A 25,210-nucleotide genomic window follows, 5' to 3' on the forward strand; every position below is an offset into this window, starting at 1 on the left:
TTCAGTTCGACGCACGGTACAGACCGTGCGCATCGATGTAGGCCAGGACCGCGTCGGGCACCAGGAAACGTACCGACTTACCGCTGGCCAGCAGTTGACGGATCTGGGTGGCGGAAACCGCGAGCGGTGTCTGCCAGACGAATGCAATCTGTCCGCTCGGCCCTTTCAGGGCCAGCGGGTCGCTCACCGAACGCGCTGCCAGCAGGTTGCGCAAGGCATCCGGCGGTTCGCTGTCGGCGTCCGGGCGCTGTAGCACCAGGATATGGCAATGCTGGAGCAACTCTTCCCAGCGGTGCCAAGTGGGCAGGCCGCAAAATGCGTCCCAGCCCAAAAGCAGAAAAACCTGGGTCTCGGCGGCCATTTCGGCGCGCAGCGACTCCAGGGTATCGATGGTCCAGGACGGTTTGTCCCGCTGCAATTCACGGGCGTCCACCACCAGCGGCGGCAAACCGGCCACCGCGCTTTCGACCATCGCCAGGCGATCCTGCGCCGACACCTGCGGCGTATCGCGGTGCGGCGGTCGGGCGCTGGGCATCATGCGCAGCTCATCCAGCGCCAGCGCTTCGGCGACTTCCAGTGCGCCACGCAGATGACCGATGTGCACCGGGTCGAACGTGCCGCCCAGCACGCCAATGCGTTGCGGACGGGACTCGCTGCCGGGCTGCGGTGCTGTCAGGTCGAGGTCGGTCAAGTCAGACCGTCGCCTGGCCGCGCAACTGGCCATCGCCGACCACGATGTACTTCTCGCAGGTCAGTCCTTCCAGGCCCACCGGGCCGCGGGCGTGCAGCTTATCAGTAGAAATGCCGATCTCGGCACCCAATCCGTATTCAAATCCATCGGCAAAGCAGGTCGGGGTGTTGATCATCACCGAGGCCGAGTCGACTTCCGCCACGAAGCGACGGGTGTCTGCGAGGTTTTCGCTGACGATCGAGTCGGTGTGATGGGAGCCGTAATGGTTGATGTGCTCGATCGCCTGGTCCAGGCCGTCGACCACGCGGATCGACAGGACTGGCGCCAGATACTCGGTATGCCAGTCGTCTTCGCTGGCAGCCACGGCCTCGATGATCGCGCGGGTGCGCTCGCAGCCGCGCAGCTCGACGCCTTTTTCGCGGAACTGCGACGCCATCGCCGGCAGGAAGTCAGCGGCGACTGCCTGATCGACCAGCAAGGTTTCCATCGCGCCGCAAATGCCATAACGATACGTCTTGGCATTGAAAGCGATGCGCTGGGCTTTCGGCAGATCGGCATGGGCACTGACGTAAACGTGGCAGATACCGTCCAGATGTTTGATCACTGGCACGCGGGCATCGCGGCTGATGCGTTCGATCAAGCCACGGCCGCCACGGGGCACGATGACGTCGACGTATTCAGGCATGGCGATCAGCGCACCGACGGCGGCGCGGTCGGTGGTCTCGACCACTTGCACCACGGCGGCGGGCAATTCGGCCTCGGCCAGACCGCGTTGAATGCACGCGGCAATCGCGCGATTGGAATGAATCGCCTCGGAGCCGCCGCGCAGAATCGTCGAATTGCCGGACTTCAGGCACAGACTGGCGGCGTCGATGGTCACGTTGGGACGGGATTCGTAAATGATCCCGATCACGCCCAGCGGCACGCGCATCTTGCCGACCTGGATACCCGACGGACGGAAGCTCATGTCGCGGATCGCACCGACCGGATCAGGCAGCGCCGCGACCTGGCGCAGACCGACGATCATGCCGTCGATGCGCGCCGGGGTCAGTTCCAGACGCTCCAGCAGAGCCGGTTCCAGACCATTAGCGCGACCGGCTGCCAGGTCTTGCTCATTGGCGGCGGCGAGCTCGGCGCGCGCGGCGTCCAGCGCATTGGCCGCTGCCTGCAAGGCGCGGTTTTTCTGCGCAGTGCTGGCACGGCCAATGACCCGGGAAGCCTGGCGGGCGGCGCGACCCAATCGGGTCATGTAGTCAAGAACGGACTCAGTCATGGCTGCTGGGGTCTTGGCAAAGAGGAAAGCGGCAGATTATAGCTGTCGCGTCCCGGGACTAACAGCAGTGACGGGCGGATGGTCGAAATGAGCAGCATTTGGCCAACGTTCAGACGTAATTAAGCTGAGCGTTGCTATCATCACGACCTCTTGAGCCTGGATAAACCTTGCCCATCATGACCAACGTGCACCTTCGCCCCGCCACCGAGCGCCTGCCGGTGGGCCTGCCAGACGGTTTTTTTGACCGTGACGCGCAAATGCTGGCGCAGGATCTGCTCGGCAAAGTCATCCGTCATCGCGTCGGGGACTTGTGGTTGAGCGCGCGAATCATCGAAACCGAAGCCTATTACTGCGCGGAAAAAGGCAGTCACGCCTCGCTCGGCTACACGGAAAAGCGTAAGGCTTTGTTTCTGGATGGCGGCCACATCTATATGTACTACGCCCGTGGCGGCGACTCGCTGAATTTCAGCGCCCAAGGGCCGGGCAATGCCGTGCTGATCAAATCCGCTTATCCCTGGGTCGATGAAGTCAGCGGCCCGGCGAGCCTGGCGCAAATGCTCCTGAACAATCCCGATGCTCAGGGGCGTCCACGTCCGACGCAGAAGCTGTGCGCCGGGCAGACCTTGCTGTGCAAGGCGCTGGGGTTGAAAGTGCCGGTGTGGGACGCCAAGCGTTTTGACCACGAGCTGTTGCTGGTCGAGGACACGGGACCGAAGCCCTCGCACATTATTCAAACCACCCGACTGGGCATTCCGCTGGGCCGGGACGAGCATCTGCTGTATCGCTTCGTTGACGCCGCCTATGCGCAATGGTGCACAAGGAACCCGCTGCGACGCGGTCAGGTCGAAGGGCGGGATTATTTTCTGCTTCCCGGGGCTGACGCCGAATCTGCAACCAAATGACATCCCCTGTGGGAGCGAGCCTGCTCGCGAAGAGGGCGTGCCAGCCAATGTTTCTACGTCTGACACGGGGCATTCGCGAGCAGGCTCGCTCCCACAGGTGATCAGTCAACCGCTGATAACGATGCATCCTTCGGGATCAATTAAAGATTTGATGGAGTTGTCTGTATGGGCCCATGGCTCGATAGCATCACTGGTTGGTTGACCGCCAATCCGCAGTGGCTGGCTGCCGCGGTCTTCATTGTCGCGTGTGTGGAATGTCTGGCGATTGCCGGGTTGATCGTGCCGGGCACGGTGTTGTTGTTTACCGTGGCGGTGCTGGCCGGCAGCGGCGCACTGCCTTTGAGCGAAACGCTGTTGCTGGGTTTCCTGGGCGGCATCCTTGGCGACCTGATCTCGTATTTCCTCGGACGGCATTTCCACCAGAACATCCGCCGCCTGCCGGGGCTGCGCCATCATCCGGAGTGGATGGCCGGCGCCGAATCCTATTTCCAGCGCTATGGCATCGCCAGCCTGCTGGTCGGGCGCTTCATCGGCCCGCTGCGGCCCATGTTGCCGATGGTCGCCGGCATGTGCGACATGCCCTTCCCGCGTTTTTTTGCTGTCAGCCTGCTGGCGGCCGCCGGTTGGAGCCTGGCCTACCTGCTGCCGGGCTGGGCCACGGGCGCGGCATTCCGTTTGCCATTGCCCGAGGGTTTCTGGCTCGAAGCCGGGATCGTCGCTGCCAGTATCGCGGTGATGGTCGGCATGAGCGTCAACAGCAGCCTGCGCCGCCATCGCCGCGCAACGATCTGGATCAGCAGCATGAGCCTGTTGATTCTGATCGGTCTGTTCATCGGTTTCCCCTACCTGACCGCGCTCGACCAAGGCGTGATGACGCTGGTACAGGAACATCGCCAACCGACGCTTGATGAGATCGCCGTCACGCTGACGCTGATCGGTGAGTTTCACAACATGCTGGTGTTCAGCGCCCTGCTCACCGGCCTGCTGTTGCTGTGCCGGCAATGGCGCCACGCGATCTTCACCGGTGGCACGTTGCTGTGCACCGCATTGCTCAACACCACGACCAAACACTTTTTCGCCCGGGTCCGCCCGGAAGTGCTGACGGACCCATTGACCAGTTACAGCATGCCCAGCGGCCACGCCTCCGGCGCCTTTGCGCTGTTCCTGACCCTGGCGGTACTTGCCGGTCGCGGGCAACCACCACGCATGCGCCTGACCTGGCTGCTGGTGGGCTGCATTCCGGCGTTGGCGATTGCCCTGTCGCGGGTATACCTGGGCGCGCACTGGCCGACAGACATTCTTGCCGGTGCGATGCTCGCCTCATGCGTATGCGCCGCAGGCCTGTGGCTGAGCCAGCGTCGGACGCCACTCAACGCCATGCCGTTCAAGGTGTGGTGGCTGGTTCTGCCGGCCCTGGTCTTGCTGTTCAGCCTGTTTGTCCTGCGTCATTTGCCGCACATGATGCTGCGCTACGCGTACTGACTGGGCATCGCTCTTCTGGGGCCACTCTCAAGGATTCCCCACGAGAGTGGCGCTGTTTTAGAGCTCGCCCCGGCGCGTAACTAATTTCTGCGCCAGGCGCAATAAAAACTGACGTTTAAATACCGCTAACTAACGCGCGTTACATCTCCACTCAAAGTTCGACAATCATCGGTCTCTAAACTTGGCAAATTCAATTACATTGAATCCCGCCAACGCATGGCTGCACTTGGCTGACTCTAAATTCCGTTACAACATTCAACAGCCATCTTCAAAACTTCATATCACTTCCGGTAAGGACACCGGAGCGCCAACGCGCTTATCACTCAAGGAAGAACACATGGCCAAACTTATTGCCCCGCCCATCGACTCCGTAAACATTCGCTCCGTTCATGTAACGCCCATCTCCGCGTCGAGCAACATCCATGCCCCCAGTGCCAGCAGAACCACCAGCCTGGCAAGAACCACATCGCCTCACCATTCAGCCCCGACCATCAGCACCGCCGCCGCTTCGGCGCCAACCCTTAAAGCCCTCGACAAGCAGCACGGGCCTCTGCGCATCGGCGAGATCGAAGTCACGCGAGTCGAGCTCAGTGCGCTGGGAGCGACCGTGGACGGCGTCGCCATCAGCCCGGCGAACGCCGGGATGCAGACGCCAGACCAACCGTTTCTCGACGCGCTCAACTTCGAGTCGGCCAGTGTCGAAGCGCGCTTGAAGTCCGTCGACAACCCTGACAGCGGCATCATCGCCACGCTGTTCTATGAAATCGCCTGCAAGCGCTCGACCGATGCCCCGCCGCTGTTCGTCAGTCACACCGCGCTCGCCGACGGCAGCGCGATGCAGCGCCTCAATCAGCTCGGCAAGGCTGCGCAGAAACTGGACATTCATCGCGTCGATTCTTTCGAAAACACCCCCGGCTGGGTCAGCAAGAGCAAAAGCTATTTGATGAGCGGCGCAGGGGTCGGGCTGCAAGCCTTTGGCATCTACAGTGGCTATATGGGCACGATCGATGCCATCAAGAAAGGCGAATCGCTGGAGGCGGTTTATCAGGGAGCGTCGATCGCCGCCGAATTCGGTTCGCTGATCATCGAGCAGGGCCTGACCAAGACCGGTCAGGCGATGCTCAGAAATGGCTCGACGGCCTTTCGCCGCTTTCCGCTGACGTCGGCCGGCAAAGTTCTGAGCCGTGGCGCCGGGCTGTTTGCCAGCGCGATCACCTTGCCCTTCGACATCACCGATGCCGTCAAATCGTTCAATGCCGCCGCGGCAAGCAGCGGCAAACAGGCCCAGGACCATTACGTCAGCGGTGCCTTGAGCGTCACGGGCGCGGGCATCAGCCTGATACTCGGCGTGGCGGCGCTCGCCGGGTTCGGCAGCACGGCCGGCCCCATCGGCCTCGCCGCGGCCGCCATCCTCATCACCGGTTCGATGATCTACCAGGCCGCCCGGGTGGTGGATGACATCGATGACTACATCGAGCTGACCATCCACGAACGGCTGCGCTCCGGCTGGTTCGCCTTCACCGGGCAGGAACTGGACCAGGAAGTGTTGGATCGCTTCCGGGTGTCCAAGGCCTTCAGTGAGCATCGCAAGCAACTGCAAGCATCCGCCAAGACGCTGATCGAGGGCGCTTACAAAGACTTTGTGGAACAGGTCGTCGATGGCAGCTTCAGCGTCGAACTCAGACCGGTAAAAGTCTGGGCTCACCAGTGGAAAGCCGGCACCGACCAGCCGTTCAAGCTTGAGAGCGAACCGGTCCTGGTGGAGAACGACGACACCATCAGCGCCCGGGACGGGGTGCCTGCCAACCTGCCAGGCGTCGTCCACGGCGTTCCCGGCGATAAAGGCGTGCTCTGGCGCCTGGGTGACGGCAACGACAAGGTCGAAGGAGTCAGTAAAAAGGTCAATCTGTTCAGCTATCGGGAAGGCGCCAAGACTCTTGAGGGCGGCGACCTTGATGACGGGTTCTACGATCAAGTCACCGAGGGCGAGCTCAATCAGGAAAAAACCTCTGCCCCAGCCACCACGCTCAAGGGCGGCGCCGGCTCGGACACCCTGGCTTTCGAAGGCACACGCCCGGTTGCACCGACCCGTCATGTCGGTCACGAGGTCAACTTGCAGACCGGCCAAGTGCTGCTGCGCAGCAACACGCTCGGCGTCGATCCGCTCGAGATTGCGCAACTGGATTCCATCGAAAACGTCTCGACATTACGCAGCGGCACCAGCCGGGTCACCGCCACCGATGATGCCAACCGAATTGTCGCCAATGGCAACGATGACATCGTCGCTGGCGGAGGCGACGACACCATCATCATACGCGGGGAAAACTGCTCAGTGGATGGCGGCCCGGGCGCTGACCGCTACTACATCGCGCCAACGTCCGCCTACGCGACCATCATTGAGGACGGCGAACAGCCGAGCGTGATCGAATTGGGCTGGTCCATGGAACGCATCCAGCGCTGGCAGATCATCGGCACGTCCCTGGTCGTCCACTCGTTGCGCGGTATCGACGGCGAGGATCCGCCACAGACATTGACGATCAAAAACGTCTACCGACAAGTCGACGGCACGCGCGAACTGCGGCACAGCAAGTTGTCGTTCAAGACCGAGGATCAGTACCAACTGGTGCCACTTTTGCCAGCGCTGCTCAAAGAGCCCGGCAATCACGCCATAGAAATGCTGATCAGTGCCGTGGGCAAACCGCTGGCCGCCCCCGCAATCGTCAATGAGGGCCCCGTCTCGATCAGCGAAAAAAGTGCACACCGGCACTTCGTTTCGCGCATTGGGCGCCGGGTTGAGTTCATTGCGACCCGCGAAACGCCCAGCACTTCGCAGGTGGTTTTTATCGACTTCAAAGCCGAAGACATCGTCGATGTGATCGCCACGTATGACGTGGACAAGCGTGAAGGGGTGTCAGGCAACAGCCATTTGTATTACAGCCACATCAACCTGTCGGTTCTGCTGCCGTCCAAAGTCGTGATTTTCAAAGGCCTGATTCAGACCGCAAGGCATTCCACAGGCTACACCGGCCGGAACAGTCTCAAGGTCAACACCCCTTATCTGGCCCAGGACATTGTGCTGGTCATGCAGGGCGGCGTGTCGTATCGGTTGCAGGGCTTCTATCCCGATTATTTCGACGACGCTGAAATGCCAGGCACCAAAGTGCGCAACGCCAAAGACTGCCTCAAGCTCCGGCAGGGCAACTACGTGTTTTCCAGCCCCCAGGTGACGGAAAGCATTTTGCTCTCCGCCAAGCCCAACAAAGTCGAGATCGATGCCAAGGCACACAACGGCATTTATGTCCTCAAGGGCCAGAGTTCGACCTATGACATTCACTTGGTCAGTAACTGCATCATTCGCCTGTCGACGCCCGGCGCGCTGGCGAAAACAGCCGACGCTTCCACTTGGAACCTGTACACGGCCAGCATGAGCGAAACGATACGCCGTGATGACATTCAGCTGATTTCAACCCGGCTGCAAGTCGGCAGCGCCTCAATCGAATTGCCGGACATCGATGACGACGTGCCTGTCGACACCCTCAGCGTAGTGACGTCAGCCGGCAACATTTATGAAGTGTCACTGTTGTTCGAAGTGGTCGTGCTGTACCTGATCGATGCCCGTGGCTATGCCAGTGTTGAAGCGCTGCTGGCCGATATCCAGGCGCACAAAATGCGCAATGAATTGGCTGCAAGGGTTCGTGTCATCAACATCGGATTCAAGCAAGGCAGCGTCGGTACCGTGGTTTATCATTCCCCGAGTAATCATTGGAGCATCGATGCCGAGCCGAATGCGCCAATCACCTTTGAAGAACTGACACTGGAGAGCGCAGTCGATACGCTTTAAGTACCGAACATGACCGCGCCGATGTGAGCAATGCTCACATCGGCGCGAGTCCGATTCAATTAACGACGCTTTTGATCAAGCCAGGGCAGGCAGTCGATCAATGACCTTGATCACAAACACGGCTGGATCACTGTTGAACGCATCGTGCCCCGTGACATTGGGATCGGCGGCTTTGAAACTGCTCACCCGGTCAACCACGTTTCGATACAACGGCTTTTTAGTCGACTCACTGCCCAGATCAATGTAAGTCGGCCCCGATTCGAAATCACCCAACGACGCCCGTCGCACGCCAACCTTGCTGATTGAAAAAAACTCACTGCGTTCGGTCGTGCTGACCCGTAAATCGTAGGTTTTGGGCTCTATGACCCATCGCGCGCCATCATAGATACCGCGAAGTGAAACATGGATGGCGTAACTGTCTCCATGCGGCGTAAACGTCAACAAAAGGGGCTTATCGTCTTCGTGATCGGCGAGCGTGATAAAGCAGCTCTCGCGCTTGTCCGCCAATGCTACCTCCGTACTCAACTGGACCTGTCGGGTCATCCGCGGCTCACGCAACTTTTGCTTCAAGCGCTGTTGGTTCAACACCACTGGCAGACCATTAAAGTAAAGATTGGCCGTAAAAGAACCGTTGTTGTTCTTGTTCATGAAACACACCACCTGAATAAACGGGCGCTGCCAGACACACACTAAAAAATGGCAGGCTGTCTTGGAAAATATCGAGATCAAGCGACTATGGCGGTCGCCAGTGATGCGGCCGTCGCTGAAACACGCGGCAGATCATCAACGGGGATTTTTGCAGCTCTGCGTAGACGCCGTTCGAGCACCATCGCATCGGCGTACTTGCCGGCGCCTTCAACGACATGTTTGACGTTATGATCGCTACCGGCATGTTTGAAAATATACTTGCCGGCGATATCGTCCCAGAACCCCCACTCATCTTCATAAACAGTCATGATTTCTTCCTTGTTATTAATCAGGTCGCCGACTCCTGTCGGCAACTTGAAATTAAGACAAAGGCAAAACCAAAACAATACTGGCAGGCACGGCCAGCTAATTCAAAGTGCAACTAAGCAAACAATTCACCTTGCAACTCATCGAGCAATGCCTGAATCGCATCCAGACGTTGCTGCGGATTATCCAGTTGCAACAGGTCGATCTTGTCTTCTTCGGCAAACGGCAGCAGGTAGGCCAACTGATTGGCCAGCGACTGCTGCCCCGACGCCTCGGTGCCCATGTCCAGCGCTTCGACCATCGGGTGTTCGGCCAGCGCCTTGAGCAGGGCCACCAGATCGGCGTCTTCGTCTTGCAACGGTTGTTCGGGTTCATCATCGAACCACTCGATGTCGGCCTGAATCAATTGGTCGCGCTGCACTTCGCTGCGCAATACCTTGAAGCGCCGCCCGCCCTGCACACGGATACCGAGCAAGCCGTTGTCCTGCTGCTGAAAATCGATGATCCGCGCTTCGCAACCCACCATGGCAAAACCTTCCGGCGCCACACCGACTTCGCTGCCTTCAAGAATGCACACCACACCGAAGCCAACGCCCTGCTTCATGCAGCGGCCAATCATGTCGAGGTAGCGCGCCTCGAAAATCTGCAAGTCAAGGTTGCAGCCGGGAAACAGCACTGTGTTCAGCGGGAAAAGCGGCAGACTCATAGACATTTTTCCTTACACCACCATCGACACCGCCAACGGCAGGAACACCGCCGTGGCCACGCCCATCAGACTCATCGCCAGCGCGGCAAAGGCGCCGCACTCATCGTTCTCCTGCATCGCCACCGCCGTGCCGACGGCATGGGCGGTCATGCCCAGTGCCATGCCGCGCGCCTCGGGGCTGTGCACGCCGAGGCGCGTCAGCAGCGCCGGGCCGAAGATCGCGCCAATAACCCCGGTGATCAGCACGAACACTGCCGCCAGCGCCGCGACGCCGCCGATCTGCTCGGCCACCAGCATGGCAATCGGCGAAGTCACCGATTTTGGCGCCATGGTCATCAAGATCATGTGATCGGCACCGAACCACCAGCCCAACGCCACGCCCATGCCTGTCGCCACCACCCCGCCTATCACCAGCGTAGTAAAAATTGGCCAGAACAATTGGCGGATGCGTCGCAGATTCAAATACAGCGGCACTGCCAGCGCCACCGTGGCCGGCCCCAGCAAAATGCTGAGGATTTCGGTGCTCTTGCGGTACTCGGCGTAGGTCAGGCCGCAGCCGACCAGCACACCGATCACCAACAACATGGAGACCAGCACCGGTTGCAGAAAGATCCAGCGGGTTTTCTCGAATGCCGCCAGCACAAGCTGATAGGCACCCAGCGTGATGCCGATGCCGAACAACGGATGGTGAATGACCGAAGCCCAGGCACCTTGCCAGTCAAAGAGCATCAGGACTCCTCCGCCGGCGGCGCGTGACGTTTGATCAGACGCTGCATCAGCACGCCGGCAAAGGCCATCGACAGGATCAGCGAGACCACCAGTGCGCCGACAATCGCCCAAAAGTCTGCAGCGATTGCCCCGGCATACACCATGACACCCACCGCTGGCGGTACCAGCAGCAACGGCAGATAACGCAGCAGACTACCCGCCGCCTGGTTCAGCGGCTCGCCGACTTCACCGCGCATGATCAAGAACACCAGCAACAACAGCAGACCGATGATCGGCCCCGGCAGTATCGGCAGCAGCAAGTGATTGAGCGCCGTGCCAAGCAACTGAAACAGCACCAGCATGGTCAGGCCACGTAACAACATCTGACATCTCCGTCTGACTTTCCAACCCGCAAACCGCCCGCATTATAAGCATGCCTGCGCTATGGACCGGCATTCGCCAAAAGCATGGTCGGTTGACCTGAGCAAATCGCCATGATGATCTACAGTGGTTCGCAGGCCGGTCAAATCCGCCCCTGAAAAACTATAAAACCGATGAACCCAAGGAGAGTCTCAATGCCCTATGTTCCCGTTGCAGAGCTCAAAGATTATGTCGGCAAGGAACTCGGACGTTCCGAATGGCTCACCATCGATCAGGAACGCATCAACCTGTTCGCCGAAGCCACCGGTGATTATCAGTTCATTCATGTCGACCCGATCAAAGCCGCGCAAACCCCGTTTGGCAGCACCATTGCCCATGGTTTCCTGTCGCTGTCGCTGATGCCCAAATTGATGGAGGACATCCTCGTTCTGCCGGAAGGCGTGAAAATGGTCGTCAACTATGGCCTGGACAGCGTGCGTTTCATCCAGCCGGTCAAGGTCGATTCGAAAGTCCGATTGAAGGTCGACATGGTCGAAGTGACCGAGAAAAAACCCGGCCAGTGGTTGCTCAAGGCAACCGCAACACTGGAGATAGAGGGCTCGGACAAACCGGCCTATATCGCCGAGCCGTTGTCGCTCTGTTTCGTCTGATCGTTCCGTATGCGAAGCAGCACACGCTGTTTCGCGTCACGTCTCTATATATGCGACGCATAGCTGCGGCATACTCGGTCGCCTAATTGCCCGGATCCCGCTATGCGCTCACTCGCTCGTCTTGCACCCCTTGCCCTGACCCTGATGCTCACCGCTTGCGGCGACGGTGAATCGCTGTTGCCGCCAGATGCGCGCCTGCCGGATGGCGGACGCTATCGCGGTGAGCTGGTCAATGGCTTGCTGCAAGGCCAGGGCCGCGTCGACTACCCCAATGGCAGTTGGTACGCCGGGCAGTTCGATCAGGGTCAATGGCACGGGCAAGGCGAATGGCACGGCAGCAATGGCGAAGTCTATCGCGGCCAGTTTCAGCAAGGTCTGTTCGACGGCCAGGGCAGCCTGACCACCAACGCCAGCAGTTACACCGGCGGCTTCAAGCAGGGGCGGCGCGACGGCGAAGGCACGCTGAAAGAAAACGGCATGACCTATCGCGGCGAGTTCAAGGCTGATCAGTATTCCGGACTCGGTCGTCTGGAAATGGACGACGGCAGCTCCTATCAAGGCCAGTTCGCCCATGGCAAACCCAACGGCGAAGGCCAGCGCGGCGATGCCAGCGGCAATTCGTTCAGCGGCCATTTCGTCAACGGTCAGCTGGAAGGCAACGGCACCTATAACAGCGCCGACGGCGACATCTATGTCGGCAGCTTCAAGAACAATCAATTGCACGGCAAGGGCCGCTACGAAAACGCCGATGGCGATGTCTGGCTTGGCCAGTTCAAAGAAGGCGCATTGACCGGCAAGGGCGAACTGATCGGCGCCGACGGCAGCCATTACATCGGCAGCTTCGTTGACTGGCGCTTCAGCGGCCAGGGTCGCCTGAACCTGTCCGATGGCAGTTTCTACATCGGCGGCTTTGACAACGACAGCTATTCCGGGCGCGGCACTCTGGTGCTGACCGACGGCAGCGTGCTCAGCGGCAGTTGGATCAACGGCCAGCGGGTGCGCGATGCCGACGGCAAGTTACTGCCCGATACCCTTGAACTCGGCCTGATCGCCCAAGGGCGCCTGCTCGATGACGCCCTGGCGGCGATTCCCGCTTCGACTCCAACGGTCGAGTTGTACACCCTGACTCTGGGCGGCGACGGCAAGCAAAGCGTGTTCCTGCGCGAATCAGATTACGTCGCCAACATGCTCAACACGCGTTTCGGCGCTTTCGGCCAGATTCGTCTGGTCAACCACCGCGACCATCTCGGCGACCGCCCCATGGCCACCCGCGAAAACCTGCGCCGCGCTGCGCAGACCCTCGCCGAACGCAGCGGTCCGGAAGACTTGTTGTTCATTTACCTGACCAGCCACGGCACCGCCGAACATGAACTGGTACTGGACCAGCCGCGAATGGAGCTGGCCGACCTGCCCGCCGACGAACTCGCCGCCGTGCTCGCACCGTTGAAAAACCGCGACAAGGTCATCGTCATTTCATCGTGCTATTCCGGCGGTTTCATCCCGGCGCTGAAAGATCAGCGCACCCTGATCATGACCGCCTCGCGCGCCGATCGGGTGTCCTTCGGCTGTTCGGAAGAGGCCAACTTCACTTATTTCGGCGACGCGCTGTTTGCCCAGGCGCTGAACCAGACCGATGATCTGGAGCAAGCCTTCAAACTGGCCAGGGCCACGGTCGCCGAGCGTGAACTGGCGGACGGTTTCGAAGCGTCGGAGCCGCAAATCTGGGCGCCGAAGACCGTGCTGTCGCATTGGCAGTTGCTGCGCAAACAGCAAGCGCGCAAAGCATTGCAAAGTGCGGTGTTGAACGACGCGCCAACAAAAGGCAACTAAGCTGAACAGTATCAAGGGAGAGACCTTATGTACTTGACGCCTCAGCATGTATTGCTTGCCGGAGCCACCGGGTTGACCGGTGAACATCTACTCGACCGCTTGCTCAACGAGCCCACGATCACCCGCGTCCTCGCCCCTTCCCGTCGACCACTGGCCGAGCATCCGCATCTGGAAAACCCGGTCGGCGATCCGCAGGCTTTTCTGCCGCAGCTCGCCGGACGCGTCGATATCGCGTACTGCTGCCTCGGCACCACGATCAAGCAGGCCGGTTCCGAAGCCGCCTTTCGCGCGGTGGATCTGGACATGGTCGTGGCGTTCGCCAAACGCGCGCGGGAAATGGGCGCGCGGCACCTGATCGTGATCAGTGCGATTGGCGCCGATCCGAAATCCTCGGTGTTTTACAACCGGGTCAAAGGTGAAATGGAACAGGCCTTGCGTGCGCAGGACTGGCCGCAACTGACCATTTGCCGGCCTTCGCTATTATTGGGCGAGCGTACGGAACCGCGTCTGGCCGAGCAATTGGCCGGGCCGTTGTCGAAACTGATTCCGGGCAAGTACCGCGGTATCGAAGCGTGCCAGCTTGCGCGGGCGATGTGGCGGTTGGCGCTGGAGGAGCAGGATGGGGTGCGGGTGATTGAGTCGGATGAGTTGCGCAAGTTAGGCAAATAACTCCGGGACTTTGTGGTGAGGGGATTTATCCCCGTTCGGCTGCGCAGCAGTCGTCGCTTTTAAAATTTGGGGGGCGCTTCGCACCCCAACGGGGATAAATCCCCTCGCCACAGAGGTTGTGCGCTCCCCTACAATCCGCCGGTTGCCTGGAAACCTACGCCAATCACCGTGAGCAACGACAACGGCAACAACAGCGTATCGAGCAACGCACTGGCCGGCAGGTCCACGCCCGGATAGCTCGGCGCCTCAACACCAAACCGGTCCACCGCGCAGCAGCCGCCATTCAACGCGTACAAATCCAGCCGCGTCCCGGCGTACACCACCGGTGCGCCCGGTTTAGCCGCATCGAGCGTGCGCGCCGTGGCACAGCCAGTCAGCAGCGCCGCCAGAACAATCACCAGCAGTTTATTCATCGCTGCTCAAATGATGCTCGCCCCAACGCGGCAGCATGTCCTGCGGGATGCCGAGCACATTGAGAATCCGCGCGACGACGAAATCGATCAAGTCGTCGATGGTCTGCGGCTGGTGATAGAAGCCTGGCGACGCCGGCAGAATCGTCACGCCCATGTTCGACAGCTTGAGCATGTGCTCCAGATGAATGCTCGAATACGGCGCCTCGCGCGGCACCAGAATCAACTGGCGGCGCTCTTTCAACGTGACGTCCGCCGCGCGCTCGATCAGGTTGTTGCAGGCCCCCGTGGCAATCGCCGACAACGTGCCGGTCGAACACGGCACCACCACCATCGCCGCTGGCGCACCGGAGCCGGAAGCGACTGGCGACATCCAGTCTTCCTTGCCGTACACACGAATCTGCCCGGCGGCGGCGCCGGTGTATTCGGTCAGAAAGGCCTGCATCATTTGCGGCTTGGCCGGCAAGGAAACATCGGTCTCTGTGGCCATCACCAGCTGCGCGGCCTTGGAGATCAGAAAGTGCACCTCGCGATCTTCACGCACCAGGCAATCAAGCAGGCGCAAGCCGTACTGGGCGCCGGACGCGCCGGTCATCGCCAGCGTGATGCGCTCCGGGCCGCCGTGCTGCGAGAACGTGTTCATTGCAGCGCCTCGGCAAGCTTGCCGTGCAGGCCGCCGAAGCCGCCGTTGCTCATGATCACCACGTGGGTGCCGGGTTGTGCCTGGCTCTTCACGCGCTCGATGATGCCCTCCAGCGAGTCGCTGACAATCGACGGCACAGTGCACAACGCCGCGGTCGCCGCCAGGTCCCAGCCGAGGTTGGCCGGGGCGTACCAGATCACCTGATCGGCATCGGCCACGCTGTCCGGCAAGCCGTCACGGTGCGCGCCGAGCTTCATCGAGTTGGAGCGCGGTTCAATGATCGCGATCAGCGGCGCATCGCCAATACGTTTGCGCAGGCCGTCGAGGGTAGTGGCGATGGCGGTCGGGTGGTGGGCGAAGTCGTCGTAGATGGTGATGCCGCGCACTTCGGCGACTTTCTCCATGCGCCGCTTGACGTTCTTGAACGCGCTCAATCCGGCGATGCCCATCGACGGCACCACGCCGACATGCCGCGCGGCGGCCAAAGCAGCCAAGGCGTTGGCGACGTTGTGCTGACCGGTCAACTCCCATTCGACGGTGCCTTGCGACACACCTTCGAACAGCACTTCGAACGCCGAGCCGTCTTCACTAAGCAATTTGACCTGCCACTGACCGCCGGCACCGGTGGTCTGCACCGGGGTCCAGCAGCCCATTTCGATCACGCGCTGCAAAGCCGGCTCAGTGGTCGGATGAATGACCAGTCCTTCGCTTGGAATAGTGCGCACCAAATGATGGAACTGCCGCTCGATCGCTGGCAAATCGGGGAAGATGTCCGCATGATCGAATTCAAGGTTATTGAGGATCGCCGTGCGCGGACGGTAGTGGACGAATTTCGAACGCTTGTCGAAGAAGGCACTGTCGTATTCGTCAGCCTCGATCACGAAGAACGGCGTACCGCCCAGCCGCGCCGACACCGAGAAATTCTGCGGTACACCACCGATCAGGAAACCCGGACTCATACCGGCGTGTTCCAGTACCCAGGCGAGCATGCTGCTGGTGGTGGTCTTGCCGTGGGTACCGGCGACTGCCAGCACCCAACGACCTTGCAGCACATGATCGGCCAGCCACTGCGGCCCGGACACATACGGCAGGCCTTTGTTCAGGACATATTCCACCGCCGGGTTGCCACGGGACATGGCGTTACCGATGACCACCAGATCCGGTGCCGGATCGAGTTGCGCCGGGTCGTAGCCCTGCGTCAGCTGAATGCCTTGGGCCTCGAGTTGCGTGCTCATTGGCGGATAGACGTTGGCGTCGGAACCGGTGACGTGATGGCCCAGCTCTTTGGCCAGCACCGCCATCGAGCCCATGAAAGTCCCGCAGATACCCAGAATATGAATGTGCATAGTCGACCTCGTAAAACATGGCCGCAGGTTAGCGTAGGGAGGGGGAAATGGCACTCTTTAGCTTTGTCGGCCTGACCCTTGTGGCGAGGGAGCTTGCTCCCGCTCGACTGCGCAGCAGTCGTAAATTGAGCACATGCGGTTCATCTTTCTGAACCGGATGCACTGGTCTTGGGGCCGCTTCGCAGCCCAGCGGGAGCAAGCTCCCTCGCCACAGGATTGGTGGAAATCAGGCAGAGCGGGCTATGCCGTGTTTGCGCAGCTTTCTATACAGCGTATTTCGGCTCACGCCCAGTTGCTCAGCCGTGTGCGTCATGTGCCAGCGTGCCTGTTCCAGTGCATTGAGCAGCGCCAGCCTTTCGGCATCGTCCAGCGGCTGTGCGCAAGACTCCTGCGCCAAAACCGCCGGCCGCGCCTGCCGAATCATCACCGGCAAATCCTCAACCCCGACCCGCCCGCCATCACACAACGCTGCCAGCGTGCGCAGCACATTGCGCAACTGCCGCACGTTGCCCGGCCAATTGAACCCCAGCAATGCCTGACGGGCCGGCTCGTCGATCAGGATGGTTTCGCCGCCCGCCTCTTCAGCCAACAGAAAATCCAGCAACTGCGCCTTGTCACTGCGCTCGCGCAATGCCGGCAACGCCACTTCCAGCCCGTTGAGCCGGTAATACAAATCCTCGCGGAAGCTGCCGTCTGCGACCCGCTCAAGCAGATTGCGGTGGGTGGCGCTGATGATCCGCACGTTGACCGCTTCCGGCTCGCCGCCAATCGGCACCACCTGCCGGTCCTCCAGCACGCGCAGCAAACGGGTCTGCAAGGCCAGCGGCATGTCACCGATTTCATCGAGGAACAAAGTGCCGCCGTCGGCCTGCTGCAACTTGCCGCGCATGCCATCCTTGCGCGCACCGGTGAAGCTGCCACCGCGATAACCAAACAGTTCGCTCTCGATCAGGCTTTCCGGGATGGCTGCGCAATTGAGGGCGACGAAGGCTTTGCCTGAGCGTTGGCTGGCCTGATGCACCGCCTTGGCGAACGCTTCCTTGCCCGAGCCGGTTTCACCGTTGATCAACAGCGGCACGTCGCGCTCGAACACGCGCAGGGCCTTGCGGAAATCGGCCTGCAATGCCTCGTCGCCAAGGCAGATGCCGGACAGACGTGGCGCAGGCGTCGCGATCGGCGTGGGGAAAACCGGCGTCGGCTTGCGCGATTCGCCGCGCACCACGGCGAACAGATGGCGTCCGTCGCGGGTGCGCAGCGGCCAACTGGCGCTGGCAATAGCGCTCGCTCGGCCAAGCAGGTCATCCAGCGAACAATCGAAAAACGCCTCGACGGGTTTTCCCAGCAAACCACCGCGAACATGCCCGAGCAGGTTCAACGCGCTCTGATTCGCCGCACTGATCCGCCCTTCGCCGTCAAACGCCAGCAGCCCCTCGCTGAACAAGCCGACGGACTCGGCCTGTAGATGAAAACGCAACAACCACTGATTGTCGAAACAGCGCAGGAAGTAACAGCTTTCGATCATCTTTGCCGACAGATTGACCAGCGCCATGGTGTGGAACTGGCTCTGGCGCGAGACGTCCGGGCGGGCCGAGGAGACGTCGAGTACCGCCAGCAGTTCGCCATGCGGATCGAACACCGGGCTCGCCGAACAGGTCAGCCCGGTGTGACGGCCGCGAAAGTGCTCGTTTTGATGAATAGTCAGCGCCTGGCGCTCGACCAGGCACGTGCCGATGCCATTGGTGCCTTCGCAGGCCTCGCTCCAGTCGGCGCCGAGCCAGAGCCCGGCGCGCTCGAAAATCTTCCGTTCGGCCGGCGCAGTGACGCAGTTGAGGATTACCCCGCGGGCATCGGTCAGCAGCACCGCGTGGCCAACGCCGGAAAGTTGTTGATGCAGGCTGCTCATTTCGGTGCCGGCGATCTGCAGGACTTGCTGCAAGCGCTCGCGACTTTCCAGCACGCGTCCGTGCTCGAGCACGGTCGGCGCCATGGTCACCGAAGGATCGAGGTGATAGTCCTCCAGACAGCGCAGCCACGAGCGGGCGATCGACGGATCGGCACCGGGGCCGTGCAGGTGCGGTTTGCCCTGGGTGACAGTGAGAACCTGACGGGCGTGGCGACTCAAATGGTTGTCGTGCATTTCTTATTGTTCTCCCCGAGGCGCGAGGGCCCAAAGCATGAGGTGAGGCCCAGCATCCTCCAGCAACCGGCGCATTGCAATGCTGGCAAGACTGTCCGGTCACGGGCTGTGCCGAAAGCGGTACAAATTGTCACGCCTGCTGTACCGAAACCGTCACAGCGCAAATCCGCTCGTCCGACAGAAACCCGCCAAGCCCTTGATTTGCCTGAGCTGCACGGCAGTGGCCCGAGCCTTGCTCTACGCTTATAGCAAGCGCACTTGCGCGTTTCTCTAATAAGTACAAAGCCAAGGAGAACATCATCATGCGTTACGCCCACCCCGGTACTGAAGGCGCCAAAGTCTCGTTCAAGAGCAAGTACGGTAACTACATCGGCGGCGAGTTCGTCGCGCCGGTCAAAGGTCAGTACTTCACCAATACTTCGCCAGTGAATGGCCAGCCGATTGCCGAATTCCCCCGTTCCACTGCCGAAGACATCGACAAGGCACTGGACGCCGCCCACGCTGCCGCCGATGCGTGGGGCGCAACCTCCGTGCAGGCGCGCTCGCTGATCCTGCTGAAAATCGCCGACCGCATCGAAGAAAACCTCGAACTGCTGGCGATCACCGAAACCTGGGACAACGGCAAAGCCATCCGCGAAACCCTTAACGCGGATATCCCGCTGGTAGCCGACCATTTCCGTTACTTCGCCGGTTGCCTGCGCGCTCAGGAAGGCAGCGCTGCGGAAATCGACGGCAACACCGTGGCCTATCACATCCATGAACCACTGGGCGTGGTCGGCCAGATCATCCCGTGGAACTTCCCGCTGCTGATGGCCGCGTGGAAGCTCGCGCCGGCGCTGGCCGCCGGCAACTGCGTGGTGCTCAAGCCCGCCGAGCAAACCCCGCTGGGCATCTGCGTGCTGATGGAACTGATCGGCGATCTGCTGCCGCCGGGCGTACTCAACGTCGTGCAAGGTTTCGGCAAAGAAGCCGGCGAAGCACTGGCGACCAGCAAGCGCATCGCCAAGATTGCCTTCACCGGCTCGACCCCGGTCGGCTCGCACATCATGAAATGCGCGGCGGAAAACATCATTCCATCCACCGTGGAACTGGGCGGCAAGTCGCCGAACATCTTCTTCGAAGACATCATGCAGGCTGAGCCGAGCTTCATCGAAAAAGCCGCCGAAGGTCTGGTGCTGGCGTTCTTCAACCAGGGCGAAGTGTGCACCTGCCCTTCCCGCGCGCTGGTGCAGGAATCGATCTACGACGAATTCATGCAGGCGGTGATGAAGAAAGTCAGCCAGATCAAACGCGGCGATCCGCTGGACACCGAGACCATGGTCGGCGCGCAAGCGTCGGAGCAGCAATTCGACAAGATTCTTTCGTACCTGGAAATCGCCAAGGGCGAAGGCGCCGAGCTGCTGACTGGCGGCAAGGTGGAAAAACTCGAGGGCAGCCTGGCCACCGGTTACTACATCCAGCCAACCCTGCTCAAGGGCACGAACAAGATGCGCGTGTTCCAGGAAGAAATCTTCGGCCCGGTGGTGAGCATCACCACCTTCAAGGACGAAGCCGAAGCCCTGGCGATTGCCAACGACACCGAGTTCGGCCTCGGCGCCGGCCTGTGGACCCGCGACATCAACCGCGCCTACCGCATGGGGCGGGCGATCAAGGCCGGTCGCGTATGGACCAACTGCTACCACCTGTACCCGGCGCACGCCGCGTTCGGTGGTTACAAGAAGTCCGGCGTCGGGCGTGAGACGCACAAGATGATGCTCGACCATTACCAGCAGACCAAGAATCTGCTGGTGAGCTACGACATCAATCCGTTGGGGTTCTTTTAAGCGGACGGGGCGAGGCAGTGATTACTGCATCGCCCCTTATATAGCTTTCGCGAGCAGGCTCGCTCCCACAGGAAATTGCGTGCGACCACACATCCATTGTGGGAGCGGGCTTGCTCGCGAAGGCGGTCATACCTTCAATATCCAGGTCACTGACACACTGCTTTCGCGAGCAAGCCCGCTCCCACAGGGGTAATGCGCCACTCCAGCGAACAGGTTGGATAAAAACAATAAAAACAGGTAACAGCTTATGCCAAGCGATCATGCAAATCCGCAACCGGCAACTTCCTCCGTCGACTTCGAAAAAGTCGGCACGGACTACTTCCAACAACGCGAACTGAAAAAAGGCGCCGCCGGCTGGGTCCTGCTGGTGGGGCTGGGCGTCGCTTATGTGATCTCCGGCGATTACGCCGGCTGGAACTTCGGCCTCGCCCAAGGTGGCTGGGGCGGCATGTTCCTCGCCACGTTGCTGATGGCGACCATGTACCTGTGCATGTGTTTTTCTCTGGCCGAACTGTCGTCGATGATCCCCACCGCTGGCGGCGGCTACGGTTTCGCCCGCAGTGCGTTCGGACCGTGGGGTGGTTTTCTCACCGGCACCGCAATCCTCATCGAATACGCCATTGCCCCCGCCGCCATTGCGGTGTTCATCGGCGCCTACTGCGAGTCGTTGTTCGGCATCGGCGGCTGGATGATCTATCTGGCGTTCTACATCATCTTCATCGCGATCCATATTTTCGGGGTCGGCGAAGCGCTCAAGCTGATGTTCATCATTACCGCCGTCGCTGCGCTGGCGCTGGGGGTGTTTCTGGTGGCGATGGTGCCGCACTTTGATGTCGCCAACCTGCTCGACATCCCGGTGACCGCTGCTGCCGGCGCCAGCCCGTTCCTGCCGTTCGGCTATGTTGGCGTTTGGGCAGCGATTCCGTATGCGATCTGGTTTTTCCTCGCCGTCGAAGGCGTGCCGCTGGCCGCTGAAGAAACCAAGAACCCCAAGCGCGACCTGCCGCGCGGCCTGATCGGCGCCATGCTGGTGCTGCTGATGTTCGCCCTGCTGATTCTCATCGTTGGCCCCGGCGGCGCAGGTGCCAATGCGTTACTGACCTCCGGCAACCCGCTGGTCGAAGCACTGAGCAAAGCCTACGGCGGCTCGACCTGGATGGGCAGCTTCGTCAACCTGGTCGGCCTGGCCGGACTGATCGCCAGTTTCTTCTCGATCATCTACGCCTATTCACGGCAGATCTTCGCGCTGTCGCGCGCCGGCTACCTGCCACGCAAACTGTCCGAGACCAACAAAAGCAAAGCGCCGGTGCTGGCGCTGGTGATCCCGGGCATTATCGGTTTCGGTTTGTCGCTGACCGGTCAGGGCGACCTGCTGATTCTGGTGGCGGTGTTCGGCGCGACCATTTCCTACGTGCTGATGATGGCCGCGCACATCACCCTGCGCATCCGTCGCCCCAAAATGGACCGGCCGTACCGCACGCCGGGCGGCATTTTCACCTCGGGTGTGGCGCTGGTATTGGCGTGCATCGCCGTGGTGGCGGGCTTCCTCGTCGATCCACGGGTGGTGATCGGCGCGGCGATCATCTATGGAGTGTTAATTGCTTACTTTGCTTTCTACAGTCGGCATCACTTGGTAGCGGGCACGCCGGAAGAAGAATTCGCGGCGATTCAGAAAGCTGAACAAGCCTTGCACTGATTGTCGAAAACCACGGCGCAGACGCATTCTGCGCCGTCACGGAGAACGCTGAATGGCCAGTTTTGCTCACACGGTCGGCGCGCAGACTTACCGCTTCGACAGCTTGAAAGACGTCATGGCCAAGGCCAGCCCGGCCCGCTCGGGGGATTTTCTGGCCGAGGTCGCCGCGCTCAATGACGGCGAACGGGTGGCCGCGCAAATGGCGCTGGCGGACATCCCCCTCACGCACTTCCTGCAGGAAGCACTGATTCCTTACGAAGCCGATGAAGTCACCCGGCTGATCATCGACACCCACGACAAGCAGGCCTTCGCCGTGGTCAGCCATCTCACCGTTGGCGGCTTTCGCGACTGGCTGCTCAGCGACGCGGCGGATGAAACCAGCCTGCGCGCCCTCGCCCCCGGCCTGACCCCGGAAATGGTCGCCGCCGTGTCGAAGATCATGCGCGTGCAGGATCTGGTGCTGGTGGCGCAAAAGATCCGTGTGGTCACGAAATTTCGCGGCACCCTCGGTCTGCGCGGGCGCCTGTCGACCCGTCTGCAACCCAATCACCCGACCGACGAACCGTCCGGCATTGCCGCGAGCATTCTCGACGGCCTGCTCTACGGCAACGGCGATGCGATGATCGGCATCAACCCGGCCACCGACAGCATCGCCTCGATCTGCGCGATGCTGGAGATGCTCGACGCGATCATCCAGCGCTACGACATTCCAACCCAGGCCTGCGTGCTGACGCACGTCACCACCTCGATCGAGGCGATCAACCGTGGGGTGCCGCTGGATCTGGTGTTCCAGTCGATTGCCGGCACCGAGGCAGCCAATGCCAGTTTCGGCATCAATCTCAACGTCTTGCAGGAAGGCTACGACGCCGGCCTCAGCCTGAAGCGCGGCACCCTCGGGCAGAACCTGATGTATTTCGAAACCGGCCAGGGCAGTGCGCTGTCAGCCAACGCCCACCACGGCGTCGATCAACAGACCTGCGAGACAAGAGCCTACGCCGTGGCGCGCCATTTCAAGCCGTTCCTGGTGAACACCGTCGTAGGATTTATCGGCCCGGAATACCTCTATAACGGCAAGCAGATCATCCGTGCCGGCCTCGAAGATCACTTTTGCGGAAAGCTGCTCGGCGTGCCGATGGGTTGCGACATCTGCTACACCAACCACGCCGAAGCCGATCAGGACGACATGGACACTCTGCTGACGCTGCTCGGCGTCGCCGGGATCAACTTCATCATGGGCATCCCCGGCTCCGACGACATCATGCTCAATTACCAGACCACCTCGTTCCACGACGCCCTCTATGCGCGCCAGACCCTGGGCTTGAAACCGGCGCCGGAGTTCGAGCAATGGCTGGCGAACATGGGCATCTTCACCCAGGCGGACGGCAAGGTTCGCTTTGGCAATAACCTGCCGCCGGCCTTCCGTCAGGCCTTGGCGCACTTGGGATGAGTCATATGGAAAAACCACCGGTCGATCCGCAAAACCCGTGGCTGGAACTGCGCCGCCTGACCCCTGCACGCATTGCCCTGGGCCGCACCGGCACCAGCCTGCCGACACGGGCGCAACTGGACTTTCAGTTTGCCCACGCCCAGGCGCGGGACGCCGTGCATCTGGCCTTTGATCACGCCGAAATCAGCGCACAACTCACTGAGCGCGGGCGTGACAGTCTGCTGCTGCACAGCGCCGCACTGGATCGCAACAGTTACCTGCAACGGCCGGATCTGGGGCGCAAGCTGAGCGATGAATCGGCGCAGGTCTTGCGCGACTACGCCACGGCGCACCCGGGCGGCGTCGATCTGGTGATTGTCGTCGCCGACGGCCTGTCGGCGCTGGCGGTGCATCGCCACACGTTGCCGTTTCTGACGCGCCTGGAGGAACAGATGGGCGCCGATGGCTGGTCCGTCGCGCCGGTGGTGTTGGTCGAACAGGGCCGTGTTGCCGTGGGCGATGAAATCGGCCAGTTGCTCGGCGCGAAAATGGTCGTAATGCTGATCGGCGAGCGCCCGGGCCTCAGTTCGCCGGACAGCTTGGGGCTGTATTTCACCTACGCGCCGAAAGTCGGGCTGACCGATGCTTATCGCAACTGCATTTCCAACGTCAGGCTTGAGGGCTTGAGCTACGGCATGGCTGCGCATCGCTTGCTGTACCTGATGCGCGAAGCCTGCAGGCGGCAGTTGTCGGGGGTTAATCTGAAGGACGAAGCGCAGGTCCAGACCCTGGAGGCCGACGAGGGCGTCGACATGCGAAGAAATTTCCTACTGGATCCACCTACAACCTGAACCGTTTCCGCATTGCCTTTCTGCGCTGGTTTCAGGCAGGATCGATGCACGGCCGCCAAGGGTTTCCCATCGCCGTCAGAGCAGTTGAAGACAGCCACTTGAAGACGAGACCTATCATGCGGATTATTCAAGCGACCCTCGAACATCTGGATTTGCTGACCCCGTTGTTCGTCAAGTATCGCGAGTTCTACGGTTCCCTGCCTTACCCGGACTCCTCCCGCGCCTTTCTGGAAAAACGCCTGCGCCGCAAGGAATCGGTGATCTACCTGGCCCTGGCGGATGACGACGACAAGAAGCTCATGGGCTTCTGTCAGCTTTATCCGAGCTTCTCCTCCCTGTCGCTCAAGCGCGTGTGGATCCTCAACGACATCTACGTCGCCGAAGACGCGCGCCGCCAACTGGTCGCCGACAACTTGATCCGTACCGCAAAGAAGATGGCCAAGGAAACCCAGGCCGTGCGCATGCGCGTCTCGACCAGCAGCAACAACGAAGTGGCGCAGAAAACCTACGAATCCATCGGTTTCAAGGAAGACACCGAGTTCAAGAACTACGTGCTGCCGATCAGCGACGAACTCTGAACCTCAGTGGGGTTGTTCTGTGGCGAGGGAGCTTGCTCCCTCGCCACAGCTGACCTGCGCCCGACAATTAATCACACCCGACATTCCCCGCTACAAAACCGACGCGCTTTTCATCAGTCAGACCTTATAATCCCGACTTTTCCGGCTTGTAAGAAAAACTACACCCGGCTGTAGGCTTACACGAAGTCATCCGCACAGGCCTGCCGAGTCGGG

22 protein-coding genes are annotated in these 25,210 nt (G+C 60.8%); 11 read left to right on the plus strand and 11 right to left on the minus strand.

The features are described 5' to 3' along the window. Nucleotide 1: 1 nt before the first annotated feature. Nucleotides 2-724, minus strand: coding sequence for a nicotinate-nucleotide adenylyltransferase (nadD, locus tag HU755_RS07800; RefSeq protein ID WP_238344658.1), 723 nt, complete (start codon nucleotides 722-724; stop codon nucleotides 2-4). Further along, nucleotides 693-1,964 carry a glutamate-5-semialdehyde dehydrogenase gene (locus HU755_RS07805; RefSeq protein WP_186631242.1) on the minus strand — a complete coding sequence of 424 codons (1,272 nt, stop codon included), beginning with the start codon at nucleotides 1,962-1,964 and terminating at the stop codon, nucleotides 693-695. Before HU755_RS07805 ends, nadD begins: the two co-directional genes overlap by 32 nt. Nucleotides 1,965-2,140: 176 nt before the next feature. On the opposite strand from HU755_RS07805, the gene HU755_RS07810 reads away from it, so the two are divergent. From HU755_RS07810 to HU755_RS07820, 3 genes are all read left to right on the plus strand, one after another. Beyond that, the gene (locus HU755_RS07810; RefSeq protein WP_186631408.1) at nucleotides 2,141-2,866 is read left to right on the plus strand and encodes a DNA-3-methyladenine glycosylase; all 726 of its coding nucleotides are present in this window, start codon (nucleotides 2,141-2,143) and stop codon (nucleotides 2,864-2,866) included. A gap of 165 nt (nucleotides 2,867-3,031) precedes the next feature. Then, a complete protein-coding gene (locus HU755_RS07815) occupies nucleotides 3,032-4,348 on the plus strand; it encodes a bifunctional DedA family/phosphatase PAP2 family protein (RefSeq protein WP_186631245.1) in 1,317 nt (438 codons plus the stop codon). A gap of 337 nt (nucleotides 4,349-4,685) precedes the next feature. Further along, entirely contained in the window at nucleotides 4,686-8,189 is a 3,504-nt protein-coding gene (locus HU755_RS07820; protein WP_186631248.1) for a calcium-binding protein, read from the plus strand. A gap of 75 nt (nucleotides 8,190-8,264) precedes the next feature. Here the strand turns inward: HU755_RS07820 and HU755_RS07825 are convergent, their stop codons facing one another. The 5 genes from HU755_RS07825 to HU755_RS07845 all read right to left on the minus strand — a co-directional run bounded on the left by HU755_RS07825 (nucleotide 8,265) and on the right by HU755_RS07845 (nucleotide 10,940). Beyond that, nucleotides 8,265-8,837 (minus strand): hypothetical protein, encoded by a 573-nt coding sequence (locus HU755_RS07825; RefSeq protein ID WP_186631252.1) that lies wholly within the window; start codon nucleotides 8,835-8,837, stop codon nucleotides 8,265-8,267. A 77-nt stretch (nucleotides 8,838-8,914) separates the two neighbouring features. Next, on the minus strand, nucleotides 8,915-9,145 hold the full coding sequence (locus HU755_RS07830; RefSeq protein ID WP_186631254.1) for a hypothetical protein: 231 nt from the start codon (nucleotides 9,143-9,145) through the stop codon (nucleotides 8,915-8,917). A 113-nt stretch (nucleotides 9,146-9,258) separates the two neighbouring features. Continuing rightward, on the minus strand, nucleotides 9,259-9,849 hold the full coding sequence (locus HU755_RS07835) for an LON peptidase substrate-binding domain-containing protein (RefSeq protein ID WP_186619508.1): 591 nt from the start codon (nucleotides 9,847-9,849) through the stop codon (nucleotides 9,259-9,261). Nucleotides 9,850-9,861: 12 nt separating this feature from the next. Beyond that, a complete protein-coding gene (locus HU755_RS07840) occupies nucleotides 9,862-10,578 on the minus strand; it encodes an LrgB family protein (protein ID WP_016773013.1) in 717 nt (238 codons plus the stop codon). After that, nucleotides 10,578-10,940, minus strand: a complete 363-nt coding sequence (locus HU755_RS07845; RefSeq protein WP_186631257.1) for a CidA/LrgA family protein — start codon at nucleotides 10,938-10,940, stop codon at nucleotides 10,578-10,580. Before HU755_RS07845 ends, HU755_RS07840 begins: the two co-directional genes overlap by 1 nt. 192 nt (nucleotides 10,941-11,132) lie before the next feature. Here HU755_RS07845 and HU755_RS07850 point away from each other — a divergent pair, with 192 nt between their 5' ends. The 3 genes from HU755_RS07850 (at nucleotide 11,133) to HU755_RS07860 (ending at nucleotide 14,087) form a co-directional block, all read left to right on the plus strand. Continuing rightward, a complete protein-coding gene (locus HU755_RS07850) occupies nucleotides 11,133-11,588 on the plus strand; it encodes a MaoC family dehydratase (RefSeq protein WP_186619509.1) in 456 nt (151 codons plus the stop codon). A 102-nt stretch (nucleotides 11,589-11,690) separates the two neighbouring features. Next, complete coding sequence (locus HU755_RS07855; RefSeq protein WP_186631260.1) at nucleotides 11,691-13,418, plus strand: C13 family peptidase; 1,728 nt, start codon at nucleotides 11,691-11,693, stop codon at nucleotides 13,416-13,418. 27 nt (nucleotides 13,419-13,445) lie between these two features. Further along, entirely contained in the window at nucleotides 13,446-14,087 is a 642-nt protein-coding gene (locus HU755_RS07860) for an oxidoreductase (protein ID WP_186546778.1), read from the plus strand. Between the two features lie 128 nt (nucleotides 14,088-14,215). On the opposite strand, the gene HU755_RS07865 is transcribed toward HU755_RS07860, so the two are convergent. From HU755_RS07865 to HU755_RS07880, 4 genes are all read right to left on the minus strand, one after another. Beyond that, complete coding sequence (locus tag HU755_RS07865; protein WP_186631263.1) at nucleotides 14,216-14,500, minus strand: YceK/YidQ family lipoprotein; 285 nt, start codon at nucleotides 14,498-14,500, stop codon at nucleotides 14,216-14,218. Continuing rightward, a complete protein-coding gene (ubiX, locus tag HU755_RS07870; RefSeq protein ID WP_186631266.1) occupies nucleotides 14,493-15,140 on the minus strand; it encodes a flavin prenyltransferase UbiX in 648 nt (215 codons plus the stop codon). Before ubiX ends, HU755_RS07865 begins: the two co-directional genes overlap by 8 nt. Beyond that, nucleotides 15,137-16,486, minus strand: coding sequence for a UDP-N-acetylmuramate:L-alanyl-gamma-D-glutamyl-meso-diaminopimelate ligase (gene mpl, locus HU755_RS07875; RefSeq protein WP_186546775.1), 1,350 nt, complete (start codon nucleotides 16,484-16,486; stop codon nucleotides 15,137-15,139). Before mpl ends, ubiX begins: the two co-directional genes overlap by 4 nt. Before the next feature lie 226 nt (nucleotides 16,487-16,712). Continuing rightward, nucleotides 16,713-18,623: a sigma-54-dependent Fis family transcriptional regulator gene (locus HU755_RS07880; RefSeq protein ID WP_186631269.1), complete on the minus strand. Its 1,911-nt coding sequence runs from the start codon at nucleotides 18,621-18,623 to the stop codon at nucleotides 16,713-16,715. A 302-nt stretch (nucleotides 18,624-18,925) separates the two neighbouring features. On the opposite strand from HU755_RS07880, the gene HU755_RS07885 reads away from it, so the two are divergent. From HU755_RS07885 to HU755_RS07905, 5 genes are all read left to right on the plus strand, one after another. After that, nucleotides 18,926-20,446, plus strand: a complete 1,521-nt coding sequence (locus HU755_RS07885; protein WP_186631272.1) for an aldehyde dehydrogenase family protein — start codon at nucleotides 18,926-18,928, stop codon at nucleotides 20,444-20,446. 247 nt (nucleotides 20,447-20,693) lie between these two features. Further along, nucleotides 20,694-22,142, plus strand: a complete 1,449-nt coding sequence (gene eat, locus HU755_RS07890) for an ethanolamine permease (RefSeq protein ID WP_186631275.1) — start codon at nucleotides 20,694-20,696, stop codon at nucleotides 22,140-22,142. A gap of 52 nt (nucleotides 22,143-22,194) precedes the next feature. After that, nucleotides 22,195-23,589 (plus strand): ethanolamine ammonia-lyase subunit EutB, encoded by a 1,395-nt coding sequence (locus HU755_RS07895; protein ID WP_186631279.1) that lies wholly within the window; start codon nucleotides 22,195-22,197, stop codon nucleotides 23,587-23,589. 5 nt (nucleotides 23,590-23,594) lie between these two features. After that, nucleotides 23,595-24,419, plus strand: coding sequence for an ethanolamine ammonia-lyase subunit EutC (gene eutC / locus HU755_RS07900; protein WP_186631282.1), 825 nt, complete (start codon nucleotides 23,595-23,597; stop codon nucleotides 24,417-24,419). Between the two features lie 116 nt (nucleotides 24,420-24,535). Continuing rightward, complete coding sequence (locus HU755_RS07905) at nucleotides 24,536-24,997, plus strand: N-acetyltransferase (RefSeq protein WP_003228592.1); 462 nt, start codon at nucleotides 24,536-24,538, stop codon at nucleotides 24,995-24,997. The last annotated feature ends 213 nt before the right edge of the window (nucleotides 24,998-25,210 follow it).

Source organism: Pseudomonas sp. SWRI111 (assembly GCF_014268555.1).
Lineage (GTDB): Bacteria > Pseudomonadota > Gammaproteobacteria > Pseudomonadales > Pseudomonadaceae > Aquipseudomonas > Aquipseudomonas hamedanensis.